At 70.2% G+C, this 15,562-nt stretch carries 18 protein-coding genes and 1 riboswitch; of the genes, 8 read left to right on the plus strand and 10 right to left on the minus strand.

What is annotated here, in order from left to right; translation table 11 throughout:
• On the minus strand, window positions 1-937 hold a 937-nt coding region (locus tag FFS52_RS22555), incomplete at its 3' end, for a serine/threonine-protein kinase (RefSeq protein WP_137810987.1).
• Between the two features lie 100 nt (window positions 938-1,037).
• Here FFS52_RS22555 and FFS52_RS22560 point away from each other — a divergent pair.
• The 4 genes from FFS52_RS22560 to FFS52_RS22575 are packed head-to-tail and all read left to right on the plus strand — an operon-like array spanning window position 1,038 to window position 2,794.
• Window positions 1,038-1,310 (plus strand): hypothetical protein, encoded by a 273-nt coding sequence (locus tag FFS52_RS22560; RefSeq protein WP_058251633.1) that lies wholly within the window; start codon window positions 1,038-1,040, stop codon window positions 1,308-1,310.
• A 5-nt stretch (window positions 1,311-1,315) separates the two neighbouring features.
• Window positions 1,316-1,867 (plus strand): cyclic pyranopterin monophosphate synthase MoaC, encoded by a 552-nt coding sequence (moaC, locus tag FFS52_RS22565; RefSeq protein WP_058251632.1) that lies wholly within the window; start codon window positions 1,316-1,318, stop codon window positions 1,865-1,867.
• Window positions 1,860-2,351 (plus strand): molybdenum cofactor synthesis domain-containing protein, encoded by a 492-nt coding sequence (locus FFS52_RS22570; RefSeq protein ID WP_058251631.1) that lies wholly within the window; start codon window positions 1,860-1,862, stop codon window positions 2,349-2,351. Before moaC ends, FFS52_RS22570 begins: the two co-directional genes overlap by 8 nt.
• Window positions 2,348-2,794 (plus strand): molybdenum cofactor biosynthesis protein MoaE, encoded by a 447-nt coding sequence (locus tag FFS52_RS22575; RefSeq protein WP_058251630.1) that lies wholly within the window; start codon window positions 2,348-2,350, stop codon window positions 2,792-2,794. The genes FFS52_RS22570 and FFS52_RS22575 overlap by 4 nt, the downstream gene beginning before the upstream one ends.
• Window positions 2,795-2,963: 169 nt before the next feature.
• On the opposite strand, the gene FFS52_RS22580 is transcribed toward FFS52_RS22575, so the two are convergent.
• The 5 genes from FFS52_RS22580 to FFS52_RS22600 all read right to left on the minus strand — a co-directional run bounded on the left by FFS52_RS22580 (window position 2,964) and on the right by FFS52_RS22600 (window position 6,155).
• On the minus strand, window positions 2,964-3,584 hold the full coding sequence (locus FFS52_RS22580; RefSeq protein ID WP_058251629.1) for a transglycosylase family protein: 621 nt from the start codon (window positions 3,582-3,584) through the stop codon (window positions 2,964-2,966).
• A gap of 6 nt (window positions 3,585-3,590) precedes the next feature.
• Window positions 3,591-3,807, minus strand: a riboswitch (cyclic di-AMP (ydaO/yuaA leader).
• 225 nt (window positions 3,808-4,032) lie between these two features.
• Window positions 4,033-4,281: a hypothetical protein gene (locus FFS52_RS22585; RefSeq protein ID WP_058251628.1), complete on the minus strand. Its 249-nt coding sequence runs from the start codon at window positions 4,279-4,281 to the stop codon at window positions 4,033-4,035.
• Window positions 4,282-4,292: 11 nt separating this feature from the next.
• Window positions 4,293-5,381 carry a GTP 3',8-cyclase MoaA gene (gene moaA, locus FFS52_RS22590; protein WP_058251627.1) on the minus strand — a complete coding sequence of 363 codons (1,089 nt, stop codon included), beginning with the start codon at window positions 5,379-5,381 and terminating at the stop codon, window positions 4,293-4,295.
• Between the two features lie 13 nt (window positions 5,382-5,394).
• Complete coding sequence (locus tag FFS52_RS22595) at window positions 5,395-5,940, minus strand: flavin reductase family protein (RefSeq protein WP_078113540.1); 546 nt, start codon at window positions 5,938-5,940, stop codon at window positions 5,395-5,397.
• 5 nt (window positions 5,941-5,945) lie between these two features.
• On the minus strand, window positions 5,946-6,155 hold the full coding sequence (locus FFS52_RS22600; protein WP_058251626.1) for a hypothetical protein: 210 nt from the start codon (window positions 6,153-6,155) through the stop codon (window positions 5,946-5,948).
• 230 nt (window positions 6,156-6,385) lie between these two features.
• Here FFS52_RS22600 and FFS52_RS22605 point away from each other — a divergent pair, with 230 nt between their 5' ends.
• Window positions 6,386-6,799, plus strand: coding sequence for a cold-shock protein (locus tag FFS52_RS22605; RefSeq protein WP_004020198.1), 414 nt, complete (start codon window positions 6,386-6,388; stop codon window positions 6,797-6,799).
• Between the two features lie 6 nt (window positions 6,800-6,805).
• On the opposite strand, the gene FFS52_RS22610 is transcribed toward FFS52_RS22605, so the two are convergent.
• Both FFS52_RS22610 and FFS52_RS22615 read right to left on the minus strand, forming a co-directional pair.
• The gene (locus tag FFS52_RS22610) at window positions 6,806-7,318 is read right to left on the minus strand and encodes a DUF2771 family protein (RefSeq protein ID WP_058251625.1); all 513 of its coding nucleotides are present in this window, start codon (window positions 7,316-7,318) and stop codon (window positions 6,806-6,808) included.
• A complete protein-coding gene (locus FFS52_RS22615) occupies window positions 7,315-9,168 on the minus strand; it encodes an MFS transporter (protein WP_249356600.1) in 1,854 nt (617 codons plus the stop codon). Before FFS52_RS22615 ends, FFS52_RS22610 begins: the two co-directional genes overlap by 4 nt.
• 240 nt (window positions 9,169-9,408) lie before the next feature.
• On the opposite strand from FFS52_RS22615, the gene FFS52_RS22620 reads away from it, so the two are divergent.
• Entirely contained in the window at window positions 9,409-10,215 is an 807-nt protein-coding gene (locus FFS52_RS22620) for a DUF3027 domain-containing protein (RefSeq protein ID WP_078113542.1), read from the plus strand.
• Window positions 10,216-10,232: 17 nt separating this feature from the next.
• Complete coding sequence (locus FFS52_RS22625) at window positions 10,233-13,049, plus strand: hypothetical protein (RefSeq protein WP_137810989.1); 2,817 nt, start codon at window positions 10,233-10,235, stop codon at window positions 13,047-13,049.
• Here FFS52_RS22625 and FFS52_RS22630 read toward each other — a convergent pair.
• The gene (locus FFS52_RS22630) at window positions 13,006-13,602 is read right to left on the minus strand and encodes a TetR/AcrR family transcriptional regulator (protein ID WP_058251621.1); all 597 of its coding nucleotides are present in this window, start codon (window positions 13,600-13,602) and stop codon (window positions 13,006-13,008) included. The genes FFS52_RS22625 and FFS52_RS22630 overlap by 44 nt on opposite strands.
• Before the next feature lie 88 nt (window positions 13,603-13,690).
• Between FFS52_RS22630 and FFS52_RS22635 the strand changes: the two genes are divergently transcribed.
• Window positions 13,691-14,830, plus strand: a complete 1,140-nt coding sequence (locus FFS52_RS22635) for an acyl-CoA dehydrogenase family protein (protein WP_137810990.1) — start codon at window positions 13,691-13,693, stop codon at window positions 14,828-14,830.
• 19 nt (window positions 14,831-14,849) lie between these two features.
• Here FFS52_RS22635 and FFS52_RS22640 read toward each other — a convergent pair.
• On the minus strand, window positions 14,850-15,562 hold a 713-nt coding region (locus FFS52_RS22640; protein ID WP_137810991.1), incomplete at its 5' end, for a hemerythrin domain-containing protein.

Raw genomic sequence — 15,562 nt, forward strand, 5'->3', positions numbered from 1 at the left:
ACAACCGACCGCCCGCGCCCGTGGCCGCGACCCACGGTTGGGTCGGTTTCGCCGGCGGAGGCGGGGTGATGACCTGGGTCGCGGCCACGGGCGCGGGCGGTCGGTTGTCGGGACGAGTTCGTTCCAGCGCGGCGCGCAGATCCGCGGCGAACGAACTGCAGGTGGGGTACCGGTCGAGGGGACCGCGCGCGAGCGCACGGTCGAAGACGGGATCGAGGGCGGCGAGCTCGGGTCGGTGGGTGCTGATCGGCGCGGGGCGCGTCGTGAGCTTGGCGACGATGTGACGGGTCTGTGTGTCGGCATCGAACGGGGTTGCGCCGGAGAGCAATTCGTAGGCGGTGCAGGCCAGCGCGTACTGATCCGATGCGGGACCCGCGGGTTTGCCGTCGAGGATCTCCGGCGCGGCGTAGACGAGGGTGCCCACGAACGACGACGGCGCCGTCAGGGTGGTCGCGGTGGTGAGTTTCGCGATCCCGAAGTCGAGCACGACGACGCGGTCGAGGGCGTCGTCCATCGCTCGGCGCGTGACCATGATGTTGCCGGGTTTGATGTCGCGGTGGATCACGCCGTGCTCGTGTGCGTAGTCGAGGGCGTCGGCGACCCGGGAGGCGACGGCCACCACCTCGTCGGGGCGGAGCGAGGCGCGTCGGAGGTCGCGGCCGTCGAGGTAGGCCATCGTGAACCAGGGGTCGCCGTCGGCGACGCCGTAGTGGTAGATCGTGACGATCGACGGATGGTCGAGGGCGGCCGCGGTCTGTGCTTCGCGACTGAACCGGCGCGCGAACTCCTCGTCGACGGTCTCGGCGATCGAGATCACCTTGAGGGCCTCGCGCCGACGAAGTTGCGGATTCTCGACCAGGTAGACGGTGCCCATTCCGCCGCTCCCCAGCCGCGTGATCACCCGGTAGCCGGCGACCTGGACCGGTTGGGCGACCATGGGCGCCTCCTGGGGCGTGACCTGTGTTGCGACGACCTTAGCCCCGGCACGGGACTTCCGCCCCGGACACGGGTCTTGTTCATTCGAACGGCATGGCACAATGCACGACGTGGCAAACAAATCTGGCGCTGAAACACCCTCCTCCGGCGAAGCGGGGGCCGGCACCGGCAAGGTCGTCGAATCTGCCAAGGGCAAGAAGCACTACGTCGACAACGGCTGGCCGCAGGACGAGAACGGCGATGCCGCCGAGCACGCGGTCTCCGAACTCGCGACCCACATCTCGGGTGCGTTGTCGCCGTTCGGCGACACCGAGTTCCCGCTTCCGGTCGACGACCTGCCGTTCGTGCAGTCGAAGACCATCGTCAACCGCTGACGTCGATGCCGCCCACCGGGACTGACGAAGGTGGGTCGGACGCCCGGGACACCGGGCCGGCCGGCGGCTCTCGGCTGAGTCATCTGGACGAGTCCGGAACGGCCCGCATGGTCGACGTCGGCGCCAAGCCGACGACGAAGCGTCGCGCCGTCGCCGCCGGCACGTTCCACACCACCGCCGAGGTGATCGGTCTCCTGAGCGAGTCGCGGCTGCCCAAAGGAGATGTGCTGGCCACGGCGCGCATCGCCGGGATCATGGCGGCCAAACGCACCGACGAGTTGATCCCGCTGTGCCATCAGCTGGCGTTGTCGTCGGTGGAGGTCGACTTCGCGATCGGCGCCGACACGATCGAGGTCACCGCGACCGTGGCGACCTCCGGCCAGACGGGTGTGGAGATGGAGGCGTTGACAGCGGTCGCAGTCGCCGGGCTGACGCTTCACGACATGGTCAAGGCCGTCGACCGACGGGCGCAGATGGACGGCATCCGCCTGCTCGCCAAGACCGGCGGCAAATCCGGCGACTGGTACCGCGAACCGTCTGACCCGGCTCATGACTGACCAGAGAACTCCTCGCGTGGCGCGCGTCGTCGTCGCGTCGAACCGCGCCAGCAGCGGTGTCTACGAAGACCGGTCCGGACCGATCATCGAGGCCTGGCTGGTCGAGCAGGGTTTCACCGTCGACGAGTGCGACGTCGTCGCCGACGGCCCGCCGGTCGGCGAGGCCCTCCGCGCCGCGATCTACGCCGAGGTCGACCTCGTCATCACCACGGGCGGAACGGGTTTGACGCCCACGGACCGGACTCCGGAGCAGACCCGCCCGCTCCTCGACGTCGAGATCCCGGGTCTGGCCGACGCCATCCGGTCGGCCGGGCTGCCGACGGTGCCCACCGCGGTCCTCTCACGCGGACTCGCCGGAATCGCCGGGACGACCCTCGTCGTGAACCTGCCCGGTTCGACCGGCGGGGTCCGCGACGGGCTCGGCGTCCTCGCCGGCGTCGTCCACCACGCGCTCGATCAGATCCGCGGAGGCGACCACCGATGACCCGAGAGGCCGGCTCGCACGTGGTGCACACCGCGGTCGTCGACGAGCCGATCACGCTGGCCGACCACGAGGCGATGGTCATCGACGCCGCCGAAGGTAAAGCCGGTGCGGTGGTCGGGTTCGTGGGCGCGGTCCGCGACCACGACGGCGGCCGCACCGTGACCGCGCTGCATTACTCGGGGCATCCCACGGCGACGAAGGTCCTGGCCGAGGTCGTCGCGGAGGTCTCCGCGGTCCACGGGGTGCGCGCGGTCGCGGTGTCCCACCGGGTCGGCGACCTCGTCATCGGCGACATCGCGTTCGTGGTCGCGGTGGCGGCCGACCATCGTCGGGCGGCGTTCGAGACCTGCTCGCGCCTCGTCGACGAGGTCAAGGCCCGCCTGCCAGTCTGGAAACACCAGTTCTTCGACGACGGCACCGACGAATGGGTCAACTCGGCCTGACCCCGCCCCCCGCTGGTTGAGCTGACCCCCGCTGGTTGAGCTGACCCCCCGCTGGTTGAGCTGACCCCCGCTGGTTGAGCTTGTCGAAACCAATGGAAAAGGGCCCCGCACGGATGGTCCATCGTGCGGGGCCCTTCGTCTGGGTCCCAGATCAGGCGTCGAGCGGCGATCAGGGGTTGGGCAGCAGGTGCTTGTTGTCGTTGAACAGCTTGATCTGGTCCTGGTTCAGCGTGACGCCGCTGTCCTTGGCCGCCTGCCAGAGGTTCTTGATCTCGGGGCTGACGCCGGCCTCGGTGAGGGCGTCGGTGACCTGGTTGGCGACGTCCTCGGTGGTCTTCGCCAGGTCGACGCTGCCGTTGCCGCCGGGGAGCACCGGGGCGATCTCACGCGGGGTGTCGGTCGGCGCGCTGCGCGGGGTCGAGCCCGACAGGCCGGTGCCACAGGTGGGCCAGGCACCCTTGCCCTGCGAACCGAGCACACGCTCGGCGACGACGATCTGCTCCTCGCGCGAGGCCTGATCGGCGGTTGGGGCGAACTCGCCGCCGCCGTGGCCGGTCCAGGTGCTCGGGGAGAACTGCAGGCCGCCGTGGTAGCCGTTGCCGGTCGCGATGGCCCAGTTGCCACCGGATTCGCACTGCGCGACCTGGTTCCACTCGGCGTCGGTGGCCGCATTGGCGGTACCGGTGCCCAGGAGGGCTGCTCCGCCGCCGAGGACCGCGCCGGTGAGGGCGACCTTGGTGATGGTCTTGGCGGCCGTGCTGGTCGTCTGCTTGCGATGACGTCCGGACATGTCTGTGTTTCCTCTCTCCACGCGCCTACGAAGTCAGCTGTCGGGTTCGAGCGAGAGGTGCTCGGTCCCGGGTCGTCGTGGTGGTCGCCGCGACTTCCGGGACTTAACCCCGAGGACACCTGGTGTGGTGCCCGGTCTCAGGGGATGAGGTTGGGTCCCCCGTCCTCGTTCCTAGATTGCTTGTCGTTCCCACCGGCGGAACGAGGCTCGGCGCGGCCGGTGGGACGTTATGTCTTGGTTGCTGTGTCGTGACCTCCGAGGAGGACGCTTCGAACAGTACGTCGTTCGTTGGACTGAATCACCTGCTTGGACGCAAGCGATTTTCGGCCCGGATCCGGGTCTTCCGACCCACTTCGGCCGTCATCCCAGTTCAACGGGTTAGTGGCCGTCCCGTGCCCATCCTGTTACCGCACCGTGATGTGACTAAGGTCACAGGCCGGGTGTGGCGTCAGCCACCGGCAAACGGGGGGAGGACGTCGAGTGTCGTGCACGTGCCGAGCGCACGCGTCCGATCGGAGAACGCGATCTCGTCGCGCAGATACGAGCAGCGTTCGAGAACCGTGGCGAGGGAGGGGTTTCCGGCGGCGAGGATGCCCTCGAGGGCGCCGAGCGGGGTCGACGGGTCGACGTCGATCACCTTCTCCTCGGCACCGGCCGCGGCGCGCGCGGCCGCGAAGAAACGAACTGTGAGCTGCATCGGACGCGAGCCTAGCCGCCGATCGCCGACATCGGCCGATCCGGTTGGGTGAAGCCCGCCGCGTTCACTTCGTGGCCCGCCGCTTTCGCCCACATGTTCGCGCGCCACAGGCGCGCGAGGGCGGCGTCGATCTCGTCGTCGGGGAGGGTGCGCAACGCGTGCCGCACGTCGGTTTCCGACGTCGCGAACAGGCAGTTGCGCAGTGATCCGTCCGCGGTGAGCCGGGTGCGGTCGCAGTCCCCGCAGAACGGCCGGGTGACCGACGCGATCACCCCGACGCGTGCCGGGCCGTGCGCGCCGCGGTGGCCGTCGACGAGCCACGTGGCGGCGGGCGCGCTCCCACGTGGCGCAGGGTCGGGCAGCAGGGTGAACCGCTTCCGCAGGGTCGCGAGGATCTCCTGTGCGGTCACCATCTGTGCTCGCTGCCACGCATGGTCGGCGTCGAGTGGCATCTGTTCGATGATGCGCAGCTCGTAACCGTGCTCGAGACAGTAGGCGAGCAGGTCGGGGACTCCGGGCAGGTCGCTGCGGTCGGGTACCACGGCGTTGACCTTGACCGGGTCGAGCCCGGCGCGGCGGGCCGCCGCCAGGCCGTCGAGCACATCGGACAGACGGTCCCGGCGCGTGATCTCGGCGAAGCGGGCCGGGTCGATGGTGTCCAGCGAGATGTTGATACGGCCGAGGCCGGCGTCGACCAGACCGCCGACCCGCCGGGTCAGTCCGAGTCCGTTCGTCGTCATCGCGATCTCGGGCGACTGCGGGAGGCCCGCGACGGCGGCGATGACGTCCTCGAGGTCGCGGCGCAGCAGTGGTTCGCCGCCGGTGAATCGGATGCGCTCGATTCCCAGGTGGCGCACTGCGACGGTGAGCACCCGGATCAGTTCGTCGGTGGACAGCACCTGGTCGGTGGGCATCCAGTCGAGGCCCTCGGCCGGCATGCAGTACGAGCACCGCAGATTGCAGCGGTCGGTGACCGAGACCCGGAGATCCTTCGCGACCCGACCGAAGGTGTCGAGCAACGGCCCGTCGGTGGGCGCGTCGGAGGTCGCTGCTTCCCGCGGGGAGCGGGGCAGCGGCAGTCCGAGGCCGACCGTGCTCATGGTGCTGGGCGACTCACTTCCGGGTCGGGTCCGTGCGCGCCTCCAGGGCGCGGAAGGTGCTGGCGTGGAAGACCAGGGGCTCGATGTCGGGATCGGCGCGCAAGGTCCCGATCTCCAGCAACACGACGGTGTGGTCGCCGGCCTGGATCTCGTTGTGGATCGTGCACGACAGGTGGGCGGCCGCGTCGGGCACGAAGACCGCCCCGCGATCGGTGCTCAGCGGCGTGATGCCGTCGAACCGGTGCTCCGACGACCCGGCGAGCTGCTTGCAGAGTTCGATCTGGTCGCCGGCGAACACGCTGACCCCGATGGCCGGTGCGGTACGGATCCGCGGCCAGGTCGTCGAGGTGTTCTGGACGCAGACCGAGACGAGCGGCGGGTCGAGCGACACGGTGGTGAACGAGCTCGCGGCCATTCCGATCAATGTGGTCGAATCCCCGTCACGCTGTTCGCAACACACCGCCACGACGCCCGACGGGAAACAGCTGTACGCGTCACGCAGCGCCCGCCCGTCGGAGACGGGGGAGAGATCGGGGGTGGTGTCGATGGTTGTGGTCACGGTCCTCACCTGGCTCGGCGTCCGGCACGGAGTGCGTACACCAGGCCCAGGACGAAGCCCAGCGGTGCGCACATGGTCAGCAGATAGACGGCGGTCGGCGCGGTGTCGCCGCCGGTCACCAACGGTGTCAGGAACAACGCCACGATCGCCAGAATTCCGATCATGAACACGACCCCGGCAGCCTGCAGCAACCGCGGGGAGGATGTCTTCTGCATACCCGCCACGGTAGTGCAACGCGCGCCGGTGCGACGCCGCGCGATCCGTGCCCGCCGGGTAATGGTGTGACCGCGCGGTGGGGCGTTGGCTAGGATGGTCCGAAGCAGGCGCCTTGCATCCGTCTGGGCTCGCACGGTCTTCCACCGTCCGGGCCGCGAGATGGGTGACGGCGTCTTTTGTCGTGACGGGTCGTTTTTCGACAGATCTAGAACAGATGAGGGTGAGCACAGTGCCGACCGGCAAGGTGAAGTGGTACGACGCGGACAAGGGCTTCGGCTTCCTCTCCCAGGAGAGCGGTGAGGACGTCTACGTCCGTTCGGCAGCGTTGCCCGACGGAGTCGAGGCGCTCAAGCCGGGCCAGCGCGTCGAGTTCGGCATGGCCGCCGGTCGTCGCGGCCCGCAGGCGTTGAGCGTGAAGGTGCTCGAACCGGCACCCAGCGTCTCCAAGAACGTGCGCGAAGCCGCCCGCAAGGACGTGAAGCGGCACACCCCCGACGAACTGCACGGGATGGTCGCCGACCTCATCACCCTGCTCGAGGGCAAGGTCCAGCCGGACCTGCGCAAGGGGCGTTACCCCGACCGTAAGACCGCACAGCGGATCTCCGAAGTCGTGCGTGCCGTCGCGCGGGAGCTCGACTCCTAGGGCCGACTACGCGGCGGGCGCGGTCTGAACCGCGAGCTCGCCGCGCGGCAGGACGTCGTCGGCGGGGGTGAGCCGCGCCGACGCCGAGATCACGGTGAACCCGACCAGCACCCGGTCCGGTTCCGACCGGAGCGTCAGGGTGAAGGTGTCGTCCGCGCCCTGCTGCTGCTCGTCCTCGACGATCCCGCGCGGAGTCCGATAGACCGCCGCGAGGTTCCACGGACCCTGCGCGATCTCGCTCGAGACCGTCAGCATGATCGTCGAACCCACCGGCACCGGCACCGTCGCGGTCTCGTTCGGCGCGGTGATCTCGGGATCGCACGCGGTCAGCATCAAATCGCACCACCAGCGCGGATCGACGGTGTGCAACTCATCGCCGACCGCGACGTGCAGGTAGGGCTGATCGTCGTGCGCCGCGTTGCGGGTCAGCAGGAACACCGACGTCCCCACCACCGCGACGAACAGCACGACGACGATCGCGATGATCGACAGAGCCTTCTTCTCACCACTGCTGATCACTGACGACGTTGTCCTGTCTGGTTGGGCGGCGGGTGATCGCCGGGGCTGTACGGGCGCTCACCCCGGGTCTCGAACGGGGCGGTCGACGGGGTCCGGGTGGGCATCCGGGCGGTCGAGGGCCGCGCGGCGTGCGGTCGGGTGTCGGCGTCCGCCGGACCGGTCCGGGTGGCCGATCGGGCTTCTGCCGCGCGGAAGGCGACGGTGGGCGCGGCGTGGTCGGGGCGTCGACCGCCCAGACCGGGGACCAGTGACTTGCCGCGGGTGGTCATCACCGTCTGCAGCAGCCCGAGGCCGAGCAGTACCGAGACGACCGTGAACCCGATCCACAGGGTCGGCGGCAGCAGCACCCCGAGCGAGGCGCCGAAGACCCACGACAGCTGCAGCACCGTCTCCGACCGGCCGAACGCCGAGGCGCGGGACTCGTCGGGCAGGTCGTCCTGGATGGACGAGTCGAGGCACACCTTCCCGATCGCGCTGGTGCCGGAGGCGACCAGGGCTGCCACGGCGGCCGCGGCGATGTTGCCGAAGATGGCGGCCAGGACCGCGACGACGAAGCAGGCGGCGGTCGCGCCGACGACGATGTTCGGCGGGTTCTTCAGCTCGAGGCGGGTGCCGACGCCGTTGCCGATCATGTTGCCGACGCCGGCGGCGGCGCCGACCGCGCCGAGGAGAAGCAGCTGGGTCCAGTCCGAGGCGTCGCCCTGCTGGGCCTTGGCGTAGAACGCCACGAACAGCGTCAGGAAGCCGGTCAGGATGCGGATCGTGCCGTTGCCCCACAACCCGGCGACGACCTTGCGTCCGAGTGGCTGGCGCATCTTCGCCGCGAGCATCTTCGCGCCGTCGCGAGCGCTCGTCGGCTGCTCGGAGTCGCCGGGGACCGACCGCGCGGGCTCGCCGTGGTACGTGAGGGTCGTCGGGATCTCGCCCTCGGTGGACTCGACCCACGCCGGGATGCGCATGCACAGGTAGGCGCCCGCGGCCGCGACGACGGCCAGCCACACCATGGCACCCGGCAGATGCAGCGGGAGCAGCTGGCCGAGGAGGAACTCGATGGCCGCGGCGACCGCGCCGCCCACGACCGTGCCCCCGATGAGGCCGAAAGTGGTCAGCCGTGAATTGACCCGGGGAAGGTCGATGGTCGGCGGCACCACACGCGGCGTGACGGCCGACTTGAGGACGCCGAACGATTTGGACAGCACCAGCAGACCGAGGGCACACGGATAGAGCACCCATGGGTCGTATTCGAGCTGCTGGGTGATGTCGTTCCACTGGACGTTGGCCATGATGAGCAGGGCCAGGACGACGCGCAGGCCGAAGGTCGTGGCCATGGCGATGCGGCGGCCGCGCTGCAGTCGGTCGAGGAGCGGGCCGATGAGCGGAGCGATCAGGGCGAACGGCGCGATTGTCAGTGCCAGGTACAAGGCCACATTGGTCTTCGACTCACCGGTCGCGGCGGCGAAGAACAGCGTGTTCGCCAGCGCGACGGCCATCGCGGCGTCGGCGGCGAAGTTGGCGATCACCGGCAGCGTCAGCGCGGTCAGGCCCGACTGGTCGGCGCCGTCGGCGGTGGCCGCCCGGTGGATCTTGCCGATCCCCCTGCCGGTCAGCTCGCGACTCCGCATCGCCGCGACCCGCATCACCGTCAGCTTCTTGGGTGTACGGCTTCCACCGTTCTGGGGCCCGTGGTCGGTCGGCATCGCCCGGGTCGCCTCGTCGGCCGGCGGACGGGCGCGGTCGTCGAGCGGCGGGAGATGCGGGTTGTGGGTCGGCGGGGGGAGGTAGGCGTTGCGGCCGGGACCCGGCCCGGACGGCGGCTCTCCCCATCCCGGCGCCGGTCGCCGGGTCCGCATCTGCCGCGTCTCGTCGGCCGGATAGTTCGTCGAACCGGGGTGCTGCGCGGCGCGTCGTGCACGACCGGCGGGTGGCGGTTGCCGAGGGTGCTGGTCGGCGGGACCCCTGGGGGCCCCGCGCCCCTCGTCGTGTCGGGAACTCCGTGGGATCACGCAGACGATTGTTCCTCATCTCCGGCTGTGGTCGCTTGAAGCGGGTCGGTTGTGTGGCACACGTCGGCGGTATTGCACACTGGAGCGGTGACTCAGGTTGGTGACGGCGAACGGCACGGTGAGACCGAACGGCTGCTGGCAGCCGTCGACATCGCGCGTTCCGCGCTGCTCGATGAAGGTCAGCGGCCCGGAGCGCACCGGCGCAGTGTCGCCGAGGGCGACTGGGCCGCCGCTCACTACTTCGATGCCGAGCTCACGGGCTACCGGGGGTGGCAGTGGTGCGTCGTGCTGGCGGGTTCCCCGGGCAGCGACGAGATCACGCTCAGCGAGGTCGTGCTGCTTCCCGGTGACGGCTCGCTGCTCGCGCCGCCGTGGGTGCCGTGGTCGGAGCGGGTCGCGTCGGGCGATCTCGCACCGGGCGATCTGCTCGCCGCCGAACCCGACGACCCGCGTCTCGTGCCGAACCAGATCGACACCGGCGACGAGTTCCGATTCGAGTCCGAGTCCGTGGAACCCGACGACATCGGTCAGGTCGCGGGCGAGCTGGGGCTCGGCCGCAAGAGACTCCTGAGCCCGGAGGGACGCGCCGAGGCTGCGCAGCGCTGGTACGACGGCGACTTCGGTCCCGGCTCGGAGATGGCGCAGGCCGCGCCGTACTCGTGCTGTACCTGTGGTTTCTACGTCCCGCTCGCGGGTGCGCTGCGCGCCGGCTTCGGCGCCTGCACCAACGAACTGGCGGCCGACGGGCGCGTGGTGTCGGCCGAATACGGATGCGGTGCGCACTCGGACGTGCAGGGCCCCAAGGGGAACGGATCGCCCGCGTACGACGCCTACGACGACGGCGCGATCGAGGTCGTCGAGATCTCCCGGGACGCGGAACCGGCCCGGACCTGATCCGGCGCGAACCGACCGTGACCGACGATCCGTTCGGCACCGCGACATTGCGGTCGTCGACCCTGGATGCGTGGGCGGCGTCGCCGACCCGGTTGGCCGAGGACGCGGCCGCCGAAGCGGATCTGGTGACCGTCGGCTACCGGGATCGACTGCTGACCGAACTGGCCGCGAACGCCGCCGACGCGGCCGCGGCGGCCGGTGTCGAGGGCCGGCTGGCGGTCTGGGTGGACGGCACCGAGTTGCATGTCGCCAACACCGGGGCCCCGCTGACCGATGCGGGGGTGCGTTCACTCGCCGCGTTGCGGGTGTCGGCGAAGGCCGCGGACGACTCGGGCGCCCGGCAGATCGGGCGGTTCGGGGTCGGCTTCACCGCCACCGCGACGGTCGCCGATCGAATCGAGATCCGTTCGCGCAGTGGGTCGGTGGTCTTCGACCGAGCGGACACGATGGACGTCGCGCGAGCTGCCGGGATCTCCGTCGACGGGCCCGCGGACGTGCCGGTGCTGCGGCTGGTGTGGCCGACGGATCAGACGCCGACCGATGGCTTCGACACCGAGGTGGTCCTGCACCTCCGGGAGGAACCCGGCCCGCTTCTCGCCGCCATGCTCGGCCAGGCGCCGGATCTGGTCGTCGAACTGACTGCGCTGCAACGGATCAGCGTCGGCGATGTCGAGGTGTCGGCCGAACGGTCGGCGGGGCCGGACGTCGACGACGATGCCGCGCGCTCGGTCGTGACGACGGTGTCCGTCGTCGGTGCGCCGGACGCGACCGGCCTGCCGTCGACGCGCCGATGGCTCGAGGTCGCCCGGGGCGGCACACGCTGGCTCGTCGACGCCGACGGTGAGCCCGCGGCGGCCGGCGAGGTCCTGCGCGCCCCCACGCCCACCGACATCGAACTCAGCCTGCCGTGCCGGTGCATCACCGACCTGGCACTCACGCCAGATCGACGGCACCTCCATCCACGTGCCGAGATCGGCGATGCGGCAGCGGGTTACGTCGATCTCGTCCGGCTCGTCGAACCGGTGCGCAGGGTCGAACTGGTACCCGAACTGCATCTCGCGCGTAATCCCGACGACGCGCGCCTGATCGAGGCCGTTCGTCGCGAACTGCGGGATGTCGCGTGGCTTCCGGCGGCGGCCGGTGCCGACCTGGTGCCACCGCGCGGGGTGATGCTCGTGGGGCTGACCGATCGGCTCGCGGAGATCCTCGGCGACCTGTTCGGTGACCTGATCCACCCGGATCTGTCGCTGACACAACATCTCCCGACGCTGGGCCGGCTGGGTGTGTCGGAGCTCGGGCTCGCGGGGCTCGCCGAACGTCTCGTCGGCGTCGAACGTGAACCGTCGTGGTGGCACGACCTGTACGCCGCCCTTGCGCCCCTGGTGTCGACCGGCCGCGAGGTGGAAGAACTCGGCGCCCTGCCGATCCCGAGATCGGACGGACGGATGGCGATCGGGGTACGTGGACTCTTTGTCAGTGACCGGATCTCGACCCCCATGCGGTGGATCCCCACCGTGCATCCCGAGGCGCGCCACGAACTGCTGACCCGACTCGGCGTCGCGGATCTGACGGTCGCGCAGGCAGTCTCGGACCCGCTGTTGCGCAGCCTCGTCGAAGATGTCGACTTCGATTCGGCCGGCCCCGACGATGACCGGCTCGCCGTCGAGGTGTGTGCGGTGTTGCGAGCCGATCCGGAAGCACCGGTTCCCTCGTGGCTCTCGGCGCTCGCCCTCCCCGACGCCGACGGCGAGTTGCGGCCGGCCGACGAACTCCTGCTGCCGGGCAGCCCGCTGCTCGAGGTCTTGGTCGACGATCACCCGTTCGGTGTGGTCGACGCCGAGGTGGTCGCCGAGTGCGGCGTCGAGGAACTGCGGCGGATCGGCGTCGGCTGGGGTTTCGTGACCGTCGACGACGACCTGCCCGTCGCGCCCGAGCATGACCTGCCCGACGAGGAGGACTGGTGGGCCACCCTCCCGGACGCGCCCGAGAAGCTCAGTGCAGTACGGGATCTCGACTTGATCGAGGACCGGCGCTGGCCGGAGGCGTTGACCATGATGGCCACCGACGAACGGATCCGGCCGCTGCTCGCCGACCGGACGGGTTACACCGCGTGGTGGTTACGACGCCATGCGGAGATCGACGGTCTGCTGCTGGGGGAGTACCGGTCGCCGTCGGATGAGGTTCTCGAGAACATCATCGATCCCCTCGACCACCCGTATGCCGACGAGCTCGCCGGCACCCTCGCCCGGCTGGAACCCGACTCCGCCGACGACGCGACGCTGCTGCTGACCCGGCTGGGCGATCGGGAGCGTGAGATCAGTGCGGGCGCAACGGTGTCCGTGCATGCCGCCGTCGTCGCGGCGTGCCGGAGCGGCGTCGTCGATGCGCACGACGTCGAGGTGCCCGAGCGGGTGCGCACCCTCGCCGGCACAACCGCCGACCGCGCGGTGGTCGTCGACCGGCCGTGGTTCCTGCAGACGCTGGCCGACGACGAGGCGGTACTCGCCGGACCCACCGTGGTCTCGGCCGACGCCGACCTGCTGGGCACGCTGCTCGACCTGCCGCTCGCGAGCGAGGAGTATTCGGCGACGGTGTCCGCGCCGGGGGAGGCAGTCGGCTGGGCGCACCCCGCGGTGGTGCGCTTCGGGGCGTCGCGGGGGATCGAGATCCCGCACGGCGATGTCCGGCTACACGACGAACTGTGGATCGCGTTGCGCAGCAACGACGGCGGAGACGGCCCCGATGTCGCACGGGAAGTGCGGGTCGAATGGTGGGTCGACGACGCGGGTGTCACCCACCTCGAGCGTCCGGGCCGGCGTCGATCCCCGCGGTGAGGATCGACGCGAGCTGGCGGTAGGCGGCCGCGTCGTCGAGTCCGGTCGCGGCCCACACCTCGCGACGCTGGATCCGGGTCATCATGGATGAGGCGAGGTCGGCGGCGAACGCGGCGTCGACGTTGCGGAACTCGCCGGCCGACACCCCGTCGGCGATGAGCGCCTGGACCCGGGACGATGCCGCCGCGGTGTTGCGCTCGTACAGTGCGCGTGCCGGTTCGAACGCGTCGAGATCGCGCATGAACGCCTCCGAGGCCGGTGCGAGTGCCTCACCCACCGCCACCAGGTAGACGATGACCCGTTCGCGCGGACTCGACGACGCCGCGACCCGTGACTCGACCTGTTCGGTCGCGCTGCGGAAGAAATGCGTCACGGTGGCGGTGACCAGTTGTTCCTTGCTGGCGGCGAGGGTGTACAGCGTCGACTTCGAGCAACGGAGTTCGGCCGCGATGGAACCGATCGACAGGTGCGCGAACCCCTCGCGCAGGATCAGCTCGAGAAGGGCGTCGAACAGCGCGGCCCGTCGGCGGGTGGCGAAACCCTGGGTGGCCATGCGTGCTCCCTTCCGCTGTACGAACGCTGCCCGAAATAGTACTGTGCAGAAGACCTGAGTACTAGTTTCGTAACCCTGGAGGTCTGGAATGCCGGTCGATCGCCTGCTCCCCAACGACGAGGCGCGCGACCTGATCGCGCTGGTCCGCGACATCGCCGACAAGCGCATGGCGCCGATCGTCGATCAGCACGAGAAGGACCGTCGGTACCCGGACGGGTTGTTCGCCGAACTGGGTGAGGCGGGGTTGCTCGGGCTGCCCTACCCGACGGAGTGGGACGGCGGGGGCCAGCCGTACGAGGTCTACCTGCAGGTGCTCGAGGAGCTCGGCGCGCGCTGGGCTGCGGTCGCCGTGGCGGTCAGCGTGCACGGGCTGGCCTGCCATCCGCTGTTCAACTTCGGCACCGACGAGCAGAAGCAGCAGTGGCTGCCGGACCTGTTGAACGGCAAGCTGATCGGTGCCTACAGCCTGAGCGAACCCCAGGCCGGCTCCGACGCCGCGGCGCTTGCGTGCCGCGCCGCACCGACCGACGGCGGTTACTCGATGACGGGCTCGAAGGCGTGGATCACGCACGGCGGCATCGCTGATGTGTACAACGTCTTCGCCCGCACCGGTGAGGGTTCCAAGGGGGTGTCCTGCTTCTTCGTCGCCCGGGACACCGAGGGGCTCAGCTTCGGCAAGCCGGAGGACAAGATGGGCCTGCACGCGGTCCCGACGACCGGCGCCACCTACGACGACGCGTTCGTCGCGGAGGGACGCCGGCTGGGGGCGGAGGGGCAGGGGCTGCAGATCGCCTTCTCCGCGCTTGATTCCGGACGCCTGGGCATCGCTGCGGTGGCCACCGGCCTGGCGCAGGCGGCGCTCGACGCCGCCGTCGACTACGCGCAGGAACGAGCCGCGTTCGGCCGCAAGATCATCGACCACCAGGGGCTGTCGTTCGTGCTCGCCGACATGGCCGCCGCGGTCGACTCGGCCCGCGCGACCTACCTCGACGCCGCTCGACGCCGCGATGCCGGCATCGACTACACGCGGGCGGCGGCGACCGCCAAACTGGTGGCCACCGACGCCGCGATGAAGGTCACCACCGATGCGGTCCAGGTGTTCGGCGGTTACGGCTACACCCGCGACTTCCCGGTCGAGCGCTACATGCGCGAAGCGAAGATCACCCAGATCTTCGAGGGCACCAACCAGATCCAGCGGTTGGTGATCGGTCGGTCGCTGGCGCGGTGAGTTCGCCGGCCGTCGGTGTTCAGCGCGGGTTGTAGTAGAACGCGCGGTCGTCGAGGCGCCGGAATCTCGGTCCGCCGAGTCTGATCATCAGCCGCAGGATGGCGGGGATGCGGGCGTAGACCGCCTCGCGGTCGGGACCGGTCAGCCCTTTCGCCATGAGCGGGCACGTCCGCAGGGTCTCGGCCAGACCGGCGCGCTTGCTCATCTTCTCCTCGAAGGCGTCCCAGTCCTGCGGCGTGAGGCGGCGCTGCACGATGGCGATCGCGTCGGTCTCTTCATGGGCCAGGTGTCTGCCGAGGACCTCCTGGGCGCGCTGCAGCGCGTCCGCGAGGGTGGCCCGGGTCTGTTCGTCGGCGCGTTCGGCCATCCGCGCGAAGCCGGCCGCACACTCTTCGAGCAGCGGATCGATCTCGTCGTGCTCGTCCTCCATCGCCTGCAGGACCTCCGCCTCGGCGTTGTCGCACCGCTCGAGCAGCAGCGGCCACAATTCCAGGTCCTCGCCGGTGTGGTGGTGGTGCAGCGCATGGGCGAACATCGCCCATCGACGGGAGAGCGCACGCCAGGTCCCCGCGTCGTCGACGGGGGTGGCCGGAACGGTGGCGGCGAAGTCGGCGAGGTCTCGCCGGAATCCGTGGTGCAGGACGTACATCATGAACGGGTCGAGCGGTCCGTCGGGCGCGGCCGCCTGGCCGGGGAGCCGGAGCTGGATCGGGTGAGCGGTGTGGGCGGGGT

Origin of the sequence: Gordonia sp. ALPHA1B1 (assembly GCF_005502615.1) — a bacterium.
In the GTDB taxonomy this organism is placed as follows: Bacteria; Actinomycetota; Actinomycetes; order Mycobacteriales; family Mycobacteriaceae; genus Gordonia; species Gordonia hongkongensis.